17 protein-coding genes and 1 pseudogene are annotated in these 16,758 nt (G+C 59.3%); 5 read left to right on the forward strand and 13 right to left on the reverse strand.

Annotated features, from left to right (window positions below; genetic code table 11):
• Positions 1–62 precede the first annotated feature (62 nt).
• Entirely contained in the window at positions 63–932 is an 870-nt protein-coding gene (locus tag SB756_RS23970; protein ID WP_341798063.1) for a GyrI-like domain-containing protein, read from the forward strand.
• Positions 933–1,112: 180 nt separating this feature from the next.
• On the opposite strand, the gene SB756_RS23975 is transcribed toward SB756_RS23970, so the two are convergent.
• The gene (locus tag SB756_RS23975; protein WP_341798062.1) at positions 1,113–1,400 is read right to left on the reverse strand and encodes a DUF1778 domain-containing protein; all 288 of its coding nucleotides are present in this window, start codon (positions 1,398–1,400) and stop codon (positions 1,113–1,115) included.
• A 279-nt stretch (positions 1,401–1,679) separates the two neighbouring features.
• Between SB756_RS23975 and SB756_RS23980 the strand changes: the two are divergent.
• From SB756_RS23980 to SB756_RS23995, 4 genes and pseudogenes are all read left to right on the forward strand, one after another.
• Positions 1,680–1,781, forward strand: a pseudogene (locus SB756_RS23980) (tRNA dihydrouridine(20/20a) synthase DusA); the annotation flags it as partial.
• A gap of 166 nt (positions 1,782–1,947) precedes the next feature.
• Positions 1,948–3,012, forward strand: coding sequence for a (p)ppGpp synthetase (locus SB756_RS23985; RefSeq protein WP_410912139.1), 1,065 nt, complete (start codon positions 1,948–1,950; stop codon positions 3,010–3,012).
• Between the two features lie 687 nt (positions 3,013–3,699).
• On the forward strand, positions 3,700–3,906 hold the full coding sequence (locus tag SB756_RS23990) for a hypothetical protein (protein WP_039613446.1): 207 nt from the start codon (positions 3,700–3,702) through the stop codon (positions 3,904–3,906).
• 36 nt (positions 3,907–3,942) lie between these two features.
• A complete protein-coding gene (locus SB756_RS23995) occupies positions 3,943–5,154 on the forward strand; it encodes a hypothetical protein (RefSeq protein ID WP_410912140.1) in 1,212 nt (403 codons plus the stop codon).
• A gap of 124 nt (positions 5,155–5,278) precedes the next feature.
• On the opposite strand, the gene SB756_RS24000 is transcribed toward SB756_RS23995, so the two are convergent.
• The 12 genes from SB756_RS24000 to SB756_RS24055 all read right to left on the reverse strand — a co-directional run bounded on the left by SB756_RS24000 (position 5,279) and on the right by SB756_RS24055 (position 16,755).
• Positions 5,279–6,073 carry a DNA adenine methylase gene (locus SB756_RS24000; RefSeq protein WP_410912141.1) on the reverse strand — a complete coding sequence of 265 codons (795 nt, stop codon included), beginning with the start codon at positions 6,071–6,073 and terminating at the stop codon, positions 5,279–5,281.
• A 152-nt stretch (positions 6,074–6,225) separates the two neighbouring features.
• On the reverse strand, positions 6,226–6,780 hold the full coding sequence (locus SB756_RS24005) for a lysis protein (protein ID WP_410912143.1): 555 nt from the start codon (positions 6,778–6,780) through the stop codon (positions 6,226–6,228).
• Complete coding sequence (locus SB756_RS24010) at positions 6,780–7,349, reverse strand: glycoside hydrolase family 19 protein (protein WP_410912145.1); 570 nt, start codon at positions 7,347–7,349, stop codon at positions 6,780–6,782. Before SB756_RS24010 ends, SB756_RS24005 begins: the two co-directional genes overlap by 1 nt.
• A gap of 37 nt (positions 7,350–7,386) precedes the next feature.
• A complete protein-coding gene (locus tag SB756_RS24015; RefSeq protein ID WP_410912147.1) occupies positions 7,387–8,433 on the reverse strand; it encodes a phage late control D family protein in 1,047 nt (348 codons plus the stop codon).
• 59 nt (positions 8,434–8,492) lie between these two features.
• Positions 8,493–8,699 (reverse strand): tail protein X, encoded by a 207-nt coding sequence (locus tag SB756_RS24020; protein ID WP_232858798.1) that lies wholly within the window; start codon positions 8,697–8,699, stop codon positions 8,493–8,495.
• Positions 8,674–9,519, reverse strand: coding sequence for a phage tail protein (locus tag SB756_RS24025; protein WP_410912149.1), 846 nt, complete (start codon positions 9,517–9,519; stop codon positions 8,674–8,676). The genes SB756_RS24020 and SB756_RS24025 overlap by 26 nt, the downstream gene beginning before the upstream one ends.
• Positions 9,520–9,528: 9 nt before the next feature.
• Entirely contained in the window at positions 9,529–13,287 is a 3,759-nt protein-coding gene (locus SB756_RS24030) for a phage tail tape measure protein (protein ID WP_410912151.1), read from the reverse strand.
• Positions 13,288–13,418: 131 nt separating this feature from the next.
• Positions 13,419–13,715 carry a phage tail assembly protein gene (locus tag SB756_RS24035; RefSeq protein WP_338799593.1) on the reverse strand — a complete coding sequence of 99 codons (297 nt, stop codon included), beginning with the start codon at positions 13,713–13,715 and terminating at the stop codon, positions 13,419–13,421.
• A gap of 48 nt (positions 13,716–13,763) precedes the next feature.
• Entirely contained in the window at positions 13,764–14,273 is a 510-nt protein-coding gene (locus SB756_RS24040) for a phage major tail tube protein (protein ID WP_070087228.1), read from the reverse strand.
• 12 nt (positions 14,274–14,285) lie between these two features.
• Positions 14,286–15,461 carry a phage tail sheath subtilisin-like domain-containing protein gene (locus tag SB756_RS24045; RefSeq protein ID WP_410912153.1) on the reverse strand — a complete coding sequence of 392 codons (1,176 nt, stop codon included), beginning with the start codon at positions 15,459–15,461 and terminating at the stop codon, positions 14,286–14,288.
• A 93-nt stretch (positions 15,462–15,554) separates the two neighbouring features.
• The gene (locus SB756_RS24050; protein ID WP_410912155.1) at positions 15,555–16,010 is read right to left on the reverse strand and encodes a hypothetical protein; all 456 of its coding nucleotides are present in this window, start codon (positions 16,008–16,010) and stop codon (positions 15,555–15,557) included.
• Positions 16,011–16,020: 10 nt separating this feature from the next.
• Positions 16,021–16,755, reverse strand: coding sequence for a hypothetical protein (locus tag SB756_RS24055; protein ID WP_410912157.1), 735 nt, complete (start codon positions 16,753–16,755; stop codon positions 16,021–16,023).
• Positions 16,756–16,758: the final 3 nt, after the last annotated feature.

Genomic DNA, 16,758 nt, shown 5'->3' on the forward strand with positions numbered 1-16,758 from the left:
GGCACCTCGATGCCTGAACAACGGATGCTAGCGCTCACCGCACCTTCCGGAGACTTCGCTCGTTGACTGACTCACAGCACAGCCCTGCCTATGCAAAACGGTTCGAAGCCGTGCTTGCCTACATCGACAGCCACCTCGAAGGTGACCTGTCGGTGAATGCCCTGAGCCGCATCGCCAACTTTTCGGCGTTTCACTTTCACCGGCAGTTCACGGCATACATGGGCGTTCCGGTTTCACGGTATGTGCAACTGATGAGGCTTCGACGTGCGGCGCACCAGCTGGTCGCCTCGCCCGCAACACCCGTTCTGGACGCCGCATTCGGCGCCGGCTTCGAAAGCCCCGAAGCCTTTTCCAGAGCGTTCAAGCGTGCGTTCGGCATGGCGCCGAGCGTGTTCGCCAAGGCGCCGAATTGGCAGGCATGGAGTGCGGTATTCGTTGTTCCACGCCTTTGCAGGAGTATCACCATGCAGATCCGTATAGTCGAGTTCGCCGAAACCCGCGTGGCCGCGCTCGAACACCGAGGGCCGCCCAGCCTGGTCGGTGAAAGCGTTGCGCGTTTTCGCCAATGGCGCATAAACAGCGGCCAGTCGCCGGTGGCCAGCAGCCGCACCTTCGGCATCCCCTACGACAACCCCGACACCACCCCTCCCCACGCCTTTCGCTTCGCCGTTTGTGGGGAGATGGACGAGGCTGTGCAGCCCAATGAATTCGGTGTGCATGAACGGGTTATACCGGCGAGCCGTTGTGCCGTGATTCGGCATAGCGGCTCGCCTGACTACATTGGCGAAACCATCTACCCGCTGTACCGGGACTGGTTGCCGTCGAGCAATGAAGAACTGCGCGACCATCCGTTGTTCTTCCATTATTTGAGCGTGTATCCGGAAACGCCGCTGGAGCAGTGGGAAACGGATATCTATGTACCGCTGAAGTAGGCCAAGGTTCGCCTTGGCGGCAGGCCACGGCCTGCTCGCTTGCTGCGCCCCTAGCGCTAGGACAACATCATGGTCAGCGGCGAAAAATCGGGACAGCGAGCAAAACCGGCCTTGCGGGCATAGAAATCGCCAAGCGGTTAATCAAGCGGATGAACCAGAATCGCCGACGAAGGGGCTTGCTCAGCTCCACGGGGCGGGTTTCGACATGACCTTCTCTAGGCACTTGTTATCCTTTAACGCGTTCTGCACCAGTGCCTGCTCAAAGCGGTCGAAGGCTTCGTCGCTGAGAAGATAAACCTGACGGTCCATGATCACCTCTTCTGCTCGCCGGCAGGCAGCATCCAGGATGAAGCTGGTTCTGTCCGTTTCCAGCAGCTCTACCGCCGCATCGATCAGGCTGCGTCTCTTGGTATCCACTCGCATGTTGATCGGTACGGGCTTATCACCCTCGTTGATTTGAGCCGACATGACTATTTCTCATAGCTGTGGAGCGATCTCCACACAGCGACGGTACCGGCACGTCTAGCTAACGTCTACACGCGTGGATCAATTTGACTTACAAGCGCATGTTGGCCGTAGAGCGAGCGGTCGACCTGTTACCAGACGGATACCAAGCTGTCTTGGTAAACTAGCCAACACCCAGGGCAAGCGCAGATCCTTTTTGTTGCCAGCATTTGCTAAGCCGCCCCCAGCAATTTGCTGCTACGCCCCAAAATCCAGCATCCGGTACCGAAAACGTTGAACGATATGACCGCTAATACAGGCTCTAACCCAACAACCACGCGCCCTGAGCCGTCACGCCGCTTCAGCGTTGCACCTATGATGGATTGGGCGCACTCTACTTGCAGGGCCTGAATTTCGGGGCATCCAGGAGGTAACCTAACGACCCGTACCAAATTTGTACCACCCCCCTTGGAAATGGCGGGACTATCTCACCAAGTACCCAATTCCATGCTCGTTGCCGAAGCGGCGTCATGCTGATAACGTCAGGCTGATCGGACACGAGGATATCAGCATGACAAAAGAGGCGGTTTACCCTGGAGGCTCCAAGTCTCGAGTCAACAAGGCTGGGAATTGTGTTCGGGACAAAAGTGCTACCAAGGAAGACCTCGATATCATCGAAACTTGGCGAGCAGCTCATCGTGGTGTCTTGAACACATTTCAGGCAATCTTGCGCACCAGAACTAAACACACGGATATAACCGTGGCGCAAAGGCACAAGCGAAAAAACACCATCTTCAATAAGCTGAGACGCTTCCCGAGCATGAATCTCGCCAGAATGGATGATGTTGCGGGCTGCCGTTTAATCTTCAAGAGCGTCGAAGAACTTAATTCTTTCAGAGAAGGATTTCACAAAGCTCGATTCAAGCACAAACGTAGAAACAACGAAGAAAAATACAACTACCTTCTCTTCCCGAAAAACACAGGCTACCGAGGTATTCATGACGTTTATGAATATGATGTCAACTCAATAGCCGGCCAGAATCTTGCTGGGCTTTATATTGAAATCCAGTATAGAACCTTGGTGCAGCATGCTTGGGCTACCGCTGTCGAGGTAATTGGCTTTATTACAGAGAGCCAGCCCAAATTTCAAGAAGGCGATAAGCGTTACGAGCATGCCATGGCCCTCGCTAGCGAAATGCTGGCACGCGCGCATGAAGGACTAAAAGGCCCCTTTCCAGACCTCACCGACAGAGAAATTCTGGAAGAGTTTCTTAAAGTTGATCATGAGCTCTCACTCCTGCAAACCCTCAGGGGCCTTAACCAAGTTAAAAGTCAAATATCAGATAAACGCAATACAATCTTGATATTTTCTGAAACCGGCGAATTGGAAGTAAAAAGCTATCGAGATGCTCCTGACGCTCTGCGAGCATTATTTGATTTAGAAAAACAAATGCCTGACAAGGATATTGTACTCGTCCGTGCAGATTCCAGCGAAGAGGTTCGCCTTGCATTCAGAAACTACTTCTCGGACGCACGTGAGTTTATCCGACTAATTGATGAAGCTTGCGAACGATTAAGCAATCATACATCCACTGAAGACTTTACCCACATAGTCGAATTCGTTAATTCTATTTAATTCAACACCCCGCTCAGGCTACGCAATGCACATCCTGATTGTGCTTAAGCATGAATAAGAAAAGGCGCCCACGCCCCAATAAATAGGGACTTGGGCGCTTTTTTTTACCTGAGTATCAGTGGTTAGATGGGCATGATTTGGCATGGAACGGCGTACGGCTTGCCCCATTTTTGCCCCACGGATTTTCCTGCCCTACGGGCACCGAGCTAGCCACTGATCGTGGTTGACAGGAGGGGCGTCTTCACGGGCTATGATCCTCAAGCTGGCGAAAGGAGTTTGTCGATGAAACGTGACCGCGCAATGGAAGGGCTATGTGCCTTGGTACTGGCAAATAACCCCCAACTCACATCAGCCGGGCTCGACAAACTCACTGACCTTCAGGTCCCGGAACGGGTCAGGAACGCTTTCATAGTGGACGATCAAGGCAGACCAGGTAATAACTGGGGGGTAGTCCAGATGCGGGCGCGACTTGATCGCCTCATCTAGAAATACCGCTCTAAGTCTCACCTGCACTGATCCATCCCCCCACCAAGGATAGGGATTTGAACCCGCCCGACGCTCTCAATAGGCCGCCGCAGGCCAGCATGACCGGCTACTATGGCATTGGCAGATGGCCCGTTTAGGCCTGAAACGCCCTAGAATTTGCCCTAAATTTGCCCTAAGAATTCTCGAATCTGGAGCACGCTCATGGATGAACAAGCCTCGACCACAGCCGACACCTTTGAGCTGTTGTTTCTGAACCAGGTCGCCATTAGAGCAGCGCTGGAGGAGCTTTCGCTGTGGGTGAGCCATCGCGGCTCAGTCAACATTCATGAAAACGTGATGGCCGCCCTAACGACCCTCGACATCCATGCTGAGGCGATATCATCTGGAATAGCACGCCTCCGGAAGTAACAGACCGCACCTGTAAATGACTCACGCGAGCCCCTAATGAAATCAAAATGGATTAAAGGCACACCAGCCGAACTGATAGCCGAAACCATGCAACTATTGTCCATCAATTCTGACGGAAGGGTTGGCTATCAGATAGCTGCAGAGTTTTTCTTCGATGGTCTTTTCGGCTTAATCGAACACCATCACTTGCTCGATAACAACACTGCATTCAGACTTTTCAGGCAGTCCATCCTAAACGTGTACGCCGCAAAAAAATCAAACGAGCACAATCGAATTCTCACCGAATTCGATAAACTATGCCACACCCAATTAAACGACAAGCAATTCACACTTGTCACTACAATTCAACTGAAAAACATCTATACCTTCCCGCAGTTTCACACAAACGAATGCCGAATAAAAATCACAAACAGCCTTCCAAAGAAATACTTAAAAAGTAGGACTCGAGCTCTTCAAGAACAGCAAGAAACAATAGAAGACCATACAGACCTGGCCTACGCCATCATATTCACCAACGCTAAGAGCCCAGAGTCCGCTGTCGCGAAAGCCAACGATGCACTAGCCATACTATCTGGACTCATGCAGTTGGGCTTTAAAAAAAACATTAACTTTTTCGCTATAAGCAACGAGGGAAAATACCCTTCGAAATTAGCCATAGACCAAGGAAAACTTCAGACATTGCACCTCAGGTCAGGCAGCTGCCATCAGGAGGCCATATGGATAAATACAGACTACGAACCAAGACAACCGACAAGCTTAAAGAATTATAAAAACACCATTTCCCACACACAAAAAAGATTTAGACAAATCGCAAGACTTACTTTCAGCGACCACGTAGAGAAAGCTCTTCTCAACTACAGCAACGCGTTAGCTTCAAAAGATACCGAACTTCGCTTTTTAAAGCTATGGGTTGCCATCGAGCAGCTTCTGGCAACAGATGACACTGAAACCCTAATTAGAAGACTGTCGTTCTTTTATCGAGAAACACATCTGCAAAGATCTATACTGCGCTCATTACGCCTCGCTAGAAACCACCATATCCATGGAGGAAAACGCCCCACAAACATCGAACTGAAATTATTTCAACTATGTCGATTCTTTGAACACGCACTTCAGTTCTTCATCAGCAACCCATTTCGATACAAAACAGCAGAGGACGCAATCGCTTTTATCTCACTAAACACCGAAGCAGAAAATATTCAGAGCCAAATTAAAAAACTCAAATCCGTTTTAAAATTCGTCAGCTAGAGAAAAATTGGTTCTGGAAAAAGGAGCCTCCCATGAATTATTGGATATCTACCCAACAAGGTCGCCAGCGACCGACTGGCCAACTTGGCTGGCGACGCGCGCTGTAAACGATCCTAAAACGGGCTCAGAACAAGCCGCCTAGTGATGCCGGCTCCCAATTCGTGATCACCAGCTCAGCGGTCACTTCAGCCTTGCCCTGCCGCTGGTTCGTGTTGCTGTAACGGATATCCAGGTACTGGAAATGGAAACCCTCAAACGCTCGGCGGATATCCGGGTGGTCGTTAATGCTGACCATCACCCTACCCTTGCAACGGCGCATAAAGTCGGCCATGCACTCGTACTCCTCGAAGGAGAAGTCTACGCCGTAGCCGGCTGTCTGCCAGTAAGGTGGATCCATGTAGAAGAACGTATGCGCCCGGTCGTACCGTTCAGCACAGTCGAGCCAGGAAAGATTCTCGACGTAGGTACCAGCGAGGCGCTGCCACGCAGCGGAAAGATTCTCCTCGATACGCAACAGATTGATAGCCGGTCCCGTGGTGGCGGTGCCGAATGTCTGGCCAGTGACCTTCCCACCGAAAGCGTGCTGCTGCAGGTAGAAGAACCGGGCAGCACGCTGGATGTCGGTTAGCGTCTCCGGCCGTGTCATTTTCTGCCACTCGAAGATCTGTCGGGAACTGAGCGCCCATTTGAACTGGCGCACGAACTCCTCCAGATGGTTTTGCACAACGCGGTAGAGGGTGACCAGGTCACCGTTTAGATCATTCAGCACCTCCACCGGGGCGGGCTGGGGACGCATGAAGAACAACGCGGCACCGCCGGCGAAGACTTCCACATAGCATTCATGTGGGGGAAAGAGTGGGATCAAGCGGTCGGCCAGGCGGCGTTTGCCACCCATCCAGGGAATGATTGGAGAGGTCATAGGTATGCAAGTCTTTACTGTATGGATAAACAGGTGTTAGGCTCGCCGCGCTTTGTGCACAAGGCAGAGGCTGCGGCTGGACTTGCAGGAAGGGTCTGCGGGTTCGGTGGGCCGGGCTGGATGTTGACGCATCCTCCCGGCTCGCCTCTTTACTATTTGGAGACTTCGCGGACGTAGGCCTGACAGGCCTTCAGTGCGATCAGCCCCCGGTCGCCGTAGTCGGTGATGGCGACAATTCGTTGAGCATGCGCTCGGTCAAGTTGGGCGCGTACGGCGCCATGTACCAGGCTTCCGGTGCCGGTGGTTTCTCGCACCCCACCGTCACAACCCGGGGCGGCAAAGGCTCCGGCGTCGACAAGGACTGACAACCGCAGATCAGCGGTAGCAAGCCTGTCACGCAGGCGAGCTTGAGTTTTTTGAGCATCGTTCATCTCCTGCCAATGTGTTTTGCCCTGCTCCTGCAGGCGCGCTTCCAGTGCCTGTCGCTGAGCCTTCTGCTCCGCCAACTGATCCAAGGCAGCAGCTGCAGCTTCTTCACGCTCGCGACCATAGGCTCGATCTTTATCAGCCAATTGCCGAATGTAATCAGCCGACTGATCAGCAAGCTGCCGACCGTACTCGCTGGCCTGCCACACCCAGGCAGCTCGGCCACCGACATAGAGCCCGAGCGCAGCAGCTAACAAGGCGATACGCCAATTCAGCAACATTACTGCAGCACCTCAAGCGCTCGCTTGTAGAGAGCCTGGCGATCTTTCAAGCCATTCAGGCCACCATTAATGCGGCGAGTGATCGACTCGAAAACCGAGTCATCGGCGCTAGCCACTTTGTCAGCGAGGGTGTTAAGGCCCGCGCGCTGCCAATACCAGCCGGCCGACAGCGACGCATAGACCGGCTGCTCGAGCAGGTCCGGGGTATTGAGCAATCGACTGTCACCGAACAATGCCTCACTGCAGGCTTCGTAGTTGTCGCGCCCAGTGATCTGAATGAGCCCACGGCCACGGTACCGCTGGCCATCACCATCTGCCTGCGGCGTGTTGCCGAGGCGCTCCGCCAAGCGACCGGTGTCGTACTTGGCCAGGTAGGCGTCGTTACCGAGCTCACGCACATACAGCAGCTGGCCAGACTCATGACCGACCTGGGCAAGGAACGCCGCCATACGCCTGGGCGTGATGATCGAGTACTTGCCCATTGTCGCGTTGAGACCAGGAACAAAAACGCCGGCTTTGCGGCCGGCGTTGGGGAGGATCTGTTGCAACTGTTGAACTGAGATAGCCATGGGTTTCTCCAGTGAGGGCCGAAAGTGGCCGAGGGGATTAGAGCTGCTCAACCTTGAGCGGCTTGGTGTCGTCTTTCTTCTTCTTGCCCGAGGCCTTCGCCTTGCCCTTCTTGCCGCCGTTGCACTCCATCGTCGTGGTCCACCCGGACTGGGTAAACGTCTGCTCGACGCTGTCCACCAGATACTCGCCATCCAGGCCGACCTTGAAGCCCTGGGCGTTGATCGTGCATTCCGCGAACAGGTCAGTACGCCCTGCCATTTCCAGGCGCACACTGGCGGTGCTGCGGTTGAACGCTGCCAGGCGCGCCTTGGCGGCCTGCTCGGCGGCGGTCTTGTTGGGGTAGATATGCCGGTCGGTATGGACCGGGGGCAGGCCGCTGGGCGCCTCGCCGTTGTACAGCTGGACCACCTGCAGGACACCGGTTTTCTGGTCTTGGTGCTGGGTCTTCACAGCCTTTTGCGTGCTGCGATCCCCGAGGCGGAATTGATACCGCTCTACATCGGTCTTGTTGATGGGCACGACCTGCAGCGCCTTGCCGCTGGTGCTTTTTCCGTCCTGCCGGGGCATGACCAGCAGCCGCCCCTCGGCCACCTTGGCGGTGCTGTCGTACTGCCTGGCCAGGCGCGTGACAAAGTTAAAGTCCGACTCGTTGCGCTGGTCGACGCGCTCGACCTTGGTAGTGACCGGACACACCGGCTCCCAGCCGTTGCGCTTGGCCACCTCGTTGACGATCTGCGACAGCGGCACGTTTTCCCAGCTGCCGCTGCGCACGGTCTTGCCGCTGCCGCGCATGTCGCTGGCCTTGCCGCGAATGGTCAGGGTGTCCGGCGGGCCGGACAGCTGCACCTCATCGACCGTAAAGGCGCCCATGCGCTTGAGGGGCTTGCCCTCATAGCCCAGCAGCACCTCCACCCGGCCGCCACGGCCAGGCAGTGCAACAGCCTGGTCGCGGTCGTCAATGCGCAGTTCGAACTCGTCCGACTCCATGCCGGGCTTATCCGATATGCGCAGCAGCAACAGGCGGTCATTGATCAGCGGGGTTATGTCCTTGTTATCCGCGATAATTCGATACGTCGGTTTCATGCTTGCTCCAGGAACAAAAAAACCCGCACGGGGCGGGGCTCGTTACGCGTAACGCGGGGTCAGTCGAACAGCTGCAGCAGCTCGACCGCCGGCGCCGACAGGTCGGGTAACTGGATCAGCAGGCCAGCGCGGTACGGCTGCGCCTCCCTGGCCAGGTCCGGGTTGGCCTCCAGCACCGCCTCGACGGTGCCGTTGAGGTTGCCGTAATGGTGCTGGCAGATCACATCCAGCAGATCCCCGTCAGACGTTCTGCAGGTCGTTGCCATAGCTCACAAACTCCAGGGTAAAGCCTTGTTTTCGGGGGATGCCGCCGGCCAGCAGGTGGCTTTGTTCCTCGTCCACGCTCACCAGGCACCAGTCGCCCAGCACCTCGCCATAGCCCGTGACCAGCTTCAACGCCTGCAGGTTGCGACCGATGCTGCGCAGCACGCCCAGCTGCTTAATGCCACCCTTGTGGTGCGGGAAAATCGCGCCCTTGAGCGTGATTTTTTCCTCACCCAGGCCGACCGCCTGCTGCGCCACACTGCGGCGCAGGCGCTCCTGGCCAGCCCAGCGGAACGACGCCTGCCGGCGCAATTCGTCAAAGGCTGCGGTGTCCAGGTTGAAGTAATACGGCTGCTTTTTCGGGTCATGCGGCTGGATGATCAGCAGGTGCGGGAACGGCGCGACCGCCTCGGGCAGCGGCGTGGACGAACCCAGCAGCCCGCCCGTGGGCAGGATGTTGGCCAGTGACGGGCTCACCAGCCCCGCCACCCGCCCGGCCTCGGCCGTGACCTTGGCCGCCATCGTCTTGAACGTGCCCAGGCGCTCCTGCACCTGGGCAGCGCCAGTGACGGCTCGGCTATAGGTCGACGCCACTTGCCCCACCTGGGACTGCGCCACGTTGATACTGCGCACGATCCGGCCCAGCTTGGCCCCGGCCTCGCCACCCACGAACGGGATGTTTTCCAGCTCCGACGCGGCGCCGGTGATGCTGCCAATGGCGCCATTGAGCGGGGACAGCATGCCGTCTACGCCCTTGCGCCCCGCCTCCCCAGCTGCAACCAGCCCGGACAGGGATGATTCCAGCTGCTCCATGTAGGGCATAACCCCTCCTTAAACGTGTGGTTGGTCGTACAGCTGGACCGATTGAATACGCGCCTGCACTTCACGCGCCCATTCATCGAACTTACGACGCAATGGCGCCTCAATTTCGCGCACCACCTGGTCGGGCTCCTTGACCTCCCCATACACCGTGACGGGCATATGCGGCGCGAAGGTAAACGTCATTTCAACCTTCGGCGGCGGTGGCTTGACCGTAACCGCCTTGGCCGGACTGGCCGGTTCGGGCAGTCGGGGTGCCGGCGCTTTCGCCTTGGCCGCCATGTCGCGCACCACGTCGCCCAACCCATCCAGCCGGGGTGCCGGCTGGGGGGCTGTTTGAGCGGGTACGCCCTGGGCGGCCTTGGGCGCAGGCGTGACCAGCACCAGGGGCGCCACCGGTGCCGCCCTGGCCATTGGCTCGCGCGGTGCCGGCATGCTGGGCTTGGGCTGGCTGCGCACTGCACCGCCCAATGCGGGCGCCGCCGGCGCCGGCAGTGGCGAGGCGACCGGATCCCGGTTGTCGACCACCACAGGTGCTGTCGGCGTTGTCTTGGGCGCGGGCGCGGTCACACGCACTGCAGGCGCGGACACCGGCTCAACAGGCTTGGCCTGGCCACCATCGCCCAGGGCAGGCGCCGCCAACGCCGGCGATGGCACGGCGACCGGATCCCGGTTGTCGATCACCACAGGCGCGGTCGGCGTTGCCTTCGGTGCTGTCACACGCACTGCAGGCGCGGACGCAGGTGGGACCACCACCGGCGCGGACGCCGGCGCAACAGGCTTGGCCAGGATGCGCATGGCATCGCCCAGGGCGGGAGCAACCGGCACCGGCGATGGCGCGACAACCGGACCCCGGCTGTCGACCAACACAGGCGCTGTCGGCGTAGCCTTGGGCGCGGTCACGCGCACTGCAGGCGCTGCTGCAGGTGGCACCACCACAGGCGCTGTCGGCGTTGCCGTGGGTGCTGTCACGCGTACTACAGGCGCGGCCGCAGGTGGCACCACCACCGGCGCGGCCGCCGGCGCAACAGGCTTGGCCTGCCCACGCACGGCATCGCCCAAGGCAGGCGCGGCCGGCGCCGGCGATGGCAGGGCGACCGAGTCCCGGTTGTCGACCACCACTGGCGCTGCAGGCGTTGCCTCGGGCGCTGTCACGCGTACTGCAGGCGCTGCAGGTGGCACCACTACCGGCGCGGTCGCCGCCTCAACAGGCTTGGCCTGGGCACGCACGACATCACCCAAAGCGGGTGCCGCCGGCGCTGGCGATGGCACGACGACCGGATCCCGGTTGTCGACCACCACAGGGGCTGCCGGCGTTGCATTGGGCGCTGCCACGCGTACTGCAGGTGGCGCTGCAGGTGGAACCACCACCGGCGTAGCCGCCGGCGAAACAGATTTGGGGTGATCACGCTCCGCAGCATCTAACACGGGGGCAACCTGCCTGCCCTCCCCTTCGAGCGTCTCATCACCAAACCAGCGCTTGCCCAGCCAACCACCGAACGACTCGCCACCCATGCCGCCCAACACAGCACCAACAGCGCCGCCAACAGCGGTACCGATGACAGGTACAACCGAACCGATTGCAGCACCTGCAGCTGCTCCCGCAAGTGTTCCTGCCAGGCTGCCAGCGGCTCCGCCGTAGCCTTCGGCCCTTTCGTCCTTGGTCGTTGCATTGAGCGCCACATCGATCGCCGCTGCGCCCGCATCCACGACATTGCCGCCAGGCAATCGCCTTGCAAGACGTGCAACTCCTCGAACGGAGCGAGCGACTTTTCCCAGCTCGTTGGTTTCAGCCAACACGGTCGCGGCCACCGGAAGAGTCGATGATCTAGCGGCAGGTACCGGAGGCAGGTCGGCCTTTACAGCAGGCCGAGCTGGCTCGCCTTTCTTCGCTCGACGGCGTTCACGACGATGACTTCTGCGACTACCCCTAGCTGGCCCGGCAGGGCCGCTATCGCCGACAGCGCCACCGATCCTGCTAAAAGCACCGGCATTAACCACAAACACGCGCTGCGGATCGTTACCCCCCACTACCGGATCATTGGCGGGCTCGGCACCTGTCGAGCGAGGGGCAAACACCTTGCCTAATACATCCAGACCAGCGTCAACCACCTTGCTGCCGGTTTTGGGCAAGTCAGCAGCCACATTGTCTTCACTACCGGCACGCCCCAGCCGGCGGCCGCGCGCGATGTTGAGCACACCACGCCCGATTTTGAACGCACTGGACGCCGTCTTGAACGCCAAAATGGCCGCCACAACGCCGCCAATGCCCATCACTACCGCCGGGAACCCGTCCGACAGTTTCGTGATGCCTTGGGCAACAGCGGTCAGCCCCTTGGCCGCCATGTCGGTGGCCGGGCGGATGGCATCGCCAATGCTGCGCATGGCGTCGTCGGCCGCCTGGACCGTCTCTGCCCATTGCTGGGCCGAGGTTTCACGGCGCTCCGCCAGGTTCTTGTCGAGGATGCCCGAGGCTTTTTGAGAGTCGGCCTTTAGTTCCTCATACAGCCCCCGGTTTTGCCCGTAGGCGGTCAGCGCCGCCTTGACCTGCATGTCAGCGAAAATATCGCCGGTGCGCAGGGTTTTCTCCAGAGCCTCCAGCGCGGCCCTGGCTTTCTCCGGGTCGACTTCCTTATCGATGTTGGCCTTGGCCGCCTCGATCTTTTTGGCCTTAGCCGGATCGGTCGCCTCGACGTATCTCATGGCCAGGGCCATGGACGCCTCAATGACGTTCATGCCCTTCTGCAGGCCAGTATTCAGCGAACCCTGGTAATCAATGCCGGCGTCTTTGTAGGCCTTGACCACATCGCCGGCGCCGATTTTCTCAATCCAGTTTTTGAGGTTGTTGGCGGCCTCGTCCGAGCTACCGGCGGTCTTCATCTGCACCTGCAGCATGGAACCCAGCGAAGTCACCGCGTCTATCCCGGTGATGCCGCTTTTTTCCATGTTGGCCAGCAGCTGCGGGAACCATCGGGCCATGTCGCTGGCCTCAAAGCTCCCCGCCTGGCCTTGGTAGGCGATGGCCTCCAGCGCCTGCTGCATAACCTTCGGGTCGCTGATTTTGGCGTTTTGCTCCAGCGCCTGAATCATCGACGCCGTATCAACACCCGACGCGCCTTGACCGATGGCGAACTTAGCCGCCACCGGCGCATAAGACAGCGCCTTATCCAGCTCCATGCCGGCGCCGACCAGTTGGTTGACCAGGTCGGCAACGCCGTTACGGGCCATGCCAGTATCGGCCGCCGTATCGATCACCGTCCGGGTGAGCTGCTGCTCCTGGGGCTTGTTGGCAATGTCAGCCTTGATCGCAATGTCACGGATGATCGCCTGGTAGTTCGCGCTAATCATCGTTGGCGCAGCGACAGCGGCCGTGGCCGCCACCGTCTTGCCAATGTTTGACTTGAACGAATCCTTGCCCGCCTGCAGCTGCTGGTGGCCCTTCACCTGCAGATCGGCAGCTCGCGCCTCTCGGCCCAGGCGCTGATACTCGCGACTGAGTCGGCCAACCTCGACACCCTGCTTGCGCAGGGCATCAAGATTGCTGTCCAGCTTGCGTAACAGCTTGTCGGCGCCTGCAGCACCACTGTCGTGCGCGCGCTTCCATTCTTCGCGCAGCTTGATGGTTTCGCCAATGGTACTTTTCAGCACCTTGGCCCGGTTGCCCTTGGCCTCCAGCTTCTGGATGCCATTTTCAACCGTCTTGAACGCGGCGCCTACCGATGAGGCGACCGTGCCGCCGATCACCAGCGCTAACGCTAGTTTGCTTGCCATCGGAGCCCCCTATGCAAGCTCAGTCTGTAAGCCACCAGACCACGTCGGCATACGGCATGGTCATGATTTCCTCGGCCGAGAAATTCAGTTCGGCCGCCAGTCGCTTGGCGGCCGTCTTCATGCTCTCGGGATTACAGTTCGTCTTCTCGCACCAGAAAGGTGTAACCGGTCGAGACGCGGTTGTAATCCTTGTAGGTCAGGCCCTCCAGGTCTTTGACGCCGACCTCGGCCAGGGAGGCGAACAGGTTCAGCTCGCGCTGTTCGTCGTCGCCATCTGAGGTCTGGCTGGAAATGCGCATGTCGCGCACAGTCGGCGCGCGCAGGGTGATGGTGTCAACCTTGATGCCGTTCATCTCGGTTGGCTTGGTCAGGGTCACAGTGACGCTCTCAGCGGTCAGCTTGAGGTACTTCGGGGCGGGCTTGCTCATGACTCGGTATCCTTGAATCGGAAAGAAATGCGGAAAGGTTGCAGAGGGTTACAGGCCGAGGTCGCGGCGCTGGCTGGCCAACTGGTCGACGCCGTTGATAACGCGCTTCATGCCGGCCGGATCAATCTCGTAAATAGTCTCGCCGCCGACCTCCAGCTTGTAGTAGGTCAGGGCAATGCCGTGCTTGTGCTCGGCCTTGTCGCCCGGCTTCCAGTCGCCCATATCCAGCTCTTTTAGGGTGCCGCGCTGCGTGACGATGACGGCCTTGGTTTCGCCTTTCTGACCCTTGAGCGAGCCACGGAAAACACCGTTGAAGGCATTACCGTCGGCCAGGCCGAAGAACTTCAACGCCTCTTTGCGCATGCCGGTGGTGGTAAAGCTGGACTCCAGCTTTTCCATACCCACGTCCATCTCAATCGGCATATCCATCCCGCCGGGGCGGTACTCTTCCATCTTGAGCGCCAGTTTCGGCAGGGTCAGGGACGGGACATCGCCTTGAAAGCTGATGCCATCCACGAACAGGTTCAGGTTGGCGAGAATTTCGGGAATCATTGCCATTTGATGCGCTCCTTAGGCGGCTTGGTCGAGGACTTCGGTCAGCCATTGGTTGGTGACTTCAATACGGAAATTCGGGTTTTCCGCCGGCGGGACGTCGGTGAAGCGGATGTTCCAATACACCTTGCCCTGCTCCAGCTGGCTGGCGGTGTTAAGCACCGGATCGGCGTAGACCTCGAAGTTGATGATTGCGCCCTGGGCTTTCAGGTCGCGCATGAACGCCTGCAGGCCTTCGGTCACGTCGCGGATGTAGGTCGCGGTAATGCCCCGGTCCACCGCCCACTTGTGGCCGTACAGAATCGCGTCCATGACCATATCCATGGTCCGCACGCGGGTGACGAACGCCCATTTCGAATCGCTCGACAGGGTGCGGTTGCCCCACAGGCGGAAGCCGTCGTCACGAATGATGGTCGCGATGTTGGCGTTGTTCAGCAGGTTGGCCCGGCAGGTCTCGTCGCCGTCCAGGTACTCGATGGCGCGGGTGGTGCCGGTGATACCGACGAACTCCTTGTTCGATGGCGAGGCCCAGAAACCGTATTCGCTGTCGGTGTAGGCAAACACGCCGGCAGCCCAGGCCGAGGCAGGCGCGTCTACGGTCGCACCAGACGCGCCGGAAGTGGCGTCCCAAACCTGCACGCCGGGGTCGACCATGTAGAGGCGCTTGGAGCCGAACAGCTTGGCGTAGGTGGTGGCCGCCTCGTCAGTGGTGTTGGGGCCGTCGATGATCGCCACGGCGCGCAGCTTGGCCGCAATGGAATCCATGGCGGTGGCCACCGCCTGGGTCGCACTGTGCTTGGGCGCGATGATCAGACGGGGCTGAGCGTTGAAGCGGCTCTTACCATCCAGCAGCGCCTGCAGGCCGGTACGCTTGCCATTGGCCTGCACGCCGCCAATGATCGCGGAAGTCTGCGCGGCCGCGTCGGCGCCCTTGGCCACGCCCGTAGCGATGATCACCGCCTTGGAGCGCGCAAAGATGGCCTGGCAGGCCTTGGTGATGGCCGCAGTGGCGCCGAATGCGGCGACGGCCTCCCGGTCGTTGGTGAGCAACACCAGATCGCCAATCTTGGCCGTGGCGCCTGCGCCCTCGGTGAAGGTGTCGACCAGGCCAATGACCGAGGAAGACGGCAGCGAGACATTGCGCGCGCCGGTGTCGACGTTCGTTACGGTAACGCCGTGAAAGAATCCAGCCATGGGATAACTCCAAAAGAAAGGGCCGCACGCGGCGGCCCAACAGAAACGAAAACGCCCCGATATCGGGGCGCTCAAGGGAATGCGGGAAGAGGGTCAGACGACGCCGGGCACGCTCGCACGGATGGCGTTGATAGCCGTGTCGGCATAGACCTCTGCCTCCGCATGACTGCCAGCCTTGAGCACCGCCTGCTTGCCTTTCAGCCGCGCAGCGCGGATCTGGCACAACGCGGCACGCCAAGTCGCGGCCTCGCTCAGAATGCTTTCAGCGGCCTGCTGCGGGGTGACACCCTCGGCGTCGACCGTAGCCTGCACGGTCAAAGGCACCTCACCCTCGAAGCCAGCGACCTGAAAGGCTTTGGCCTCGCTCTCGGCCATTTCGTACTCGACCACCCGCAGCGCGTCACCCACCACGCTGGCCCGCGCCTGGTCGGCGGTCAGGTCGATTTGCTGGACGGCCACCTGCAGGGCTGCAGGTAGCGGCAGGGCCTCGAAGTTGAAGCCGTTGAAGACGGTGTCACCGTAGGTAATCGTCAGGTTTTGCTTTTGCATGTGGAAGTCCTTACAGGGAAGCCAGGTTGGTGACGACGTTGCCGAGGGTGTTGGACGCAGTGCCACCCGCTACACCCATCACATAGCGGCCGGCAAAGCCGGACGGGGTGCTGGTCGAAATCACCTCCAGCACCACGCCGTTTGCCGAGCCTGGCATCAGGAAGCCCACAAAGTCGGCAGGTGCCTGGACGTCGCAAGAGTCCAGCTTCAGGGCCAGCATGGAGACAATCGAGGCGCTGTAGGTCTTGATTAGTGAGTTGGCCGAGCCAGACGGGGTCGGCACGATGCCGGCCGGACTCGGCAAAACCAGCGTGATATCGCGCAGGCCGAGAGACCCCCAGCTTGGCAAGCCGATGCCGGACAGGTAGGCCGAGGTGCCATCGGTCTGATAAGTAAGCGTCAGCTTGCGTTTGACGCCGGTGGTGTCGGTCATGATGTTGACCACGCGCTGCGCCGCGACAATCGCCGTCGACTGCAGGTAGTCCGCCTGCAGACGAATCAGGCAAGAGCCGCCCGCCGGGGTATTGGCAACAGCCTTGTCGACGGTTTTCAGCGGCGCAGCAGCCGTGCCGGCGGCAGTGTCGTCACCGGTCTGTTGGTTGACGTACCAGGTACGCTCAAGGTTCGGCACAGCAGCGATGGCGAGGGCCACCGATTGGTCAATACCGGCCTTTCGGGTTTTGAAGTAATCGAGCAAAGCATTGGTTTGCGTTACCAGGTTGGCAACATCACTTTCGAGACTCATGGG

The organism is Pseudomonas sp. SIMBA_068 (assembly GCF_046534705.1).
GTDB classification, from domain to species: domain Bacteria; phylum Pseudomonadota; class Gammaproteobacteria; order Pseudomonadales; family Pseudomonadaceae; genus Aquipseudomonas; species Aquipseudomonas putida.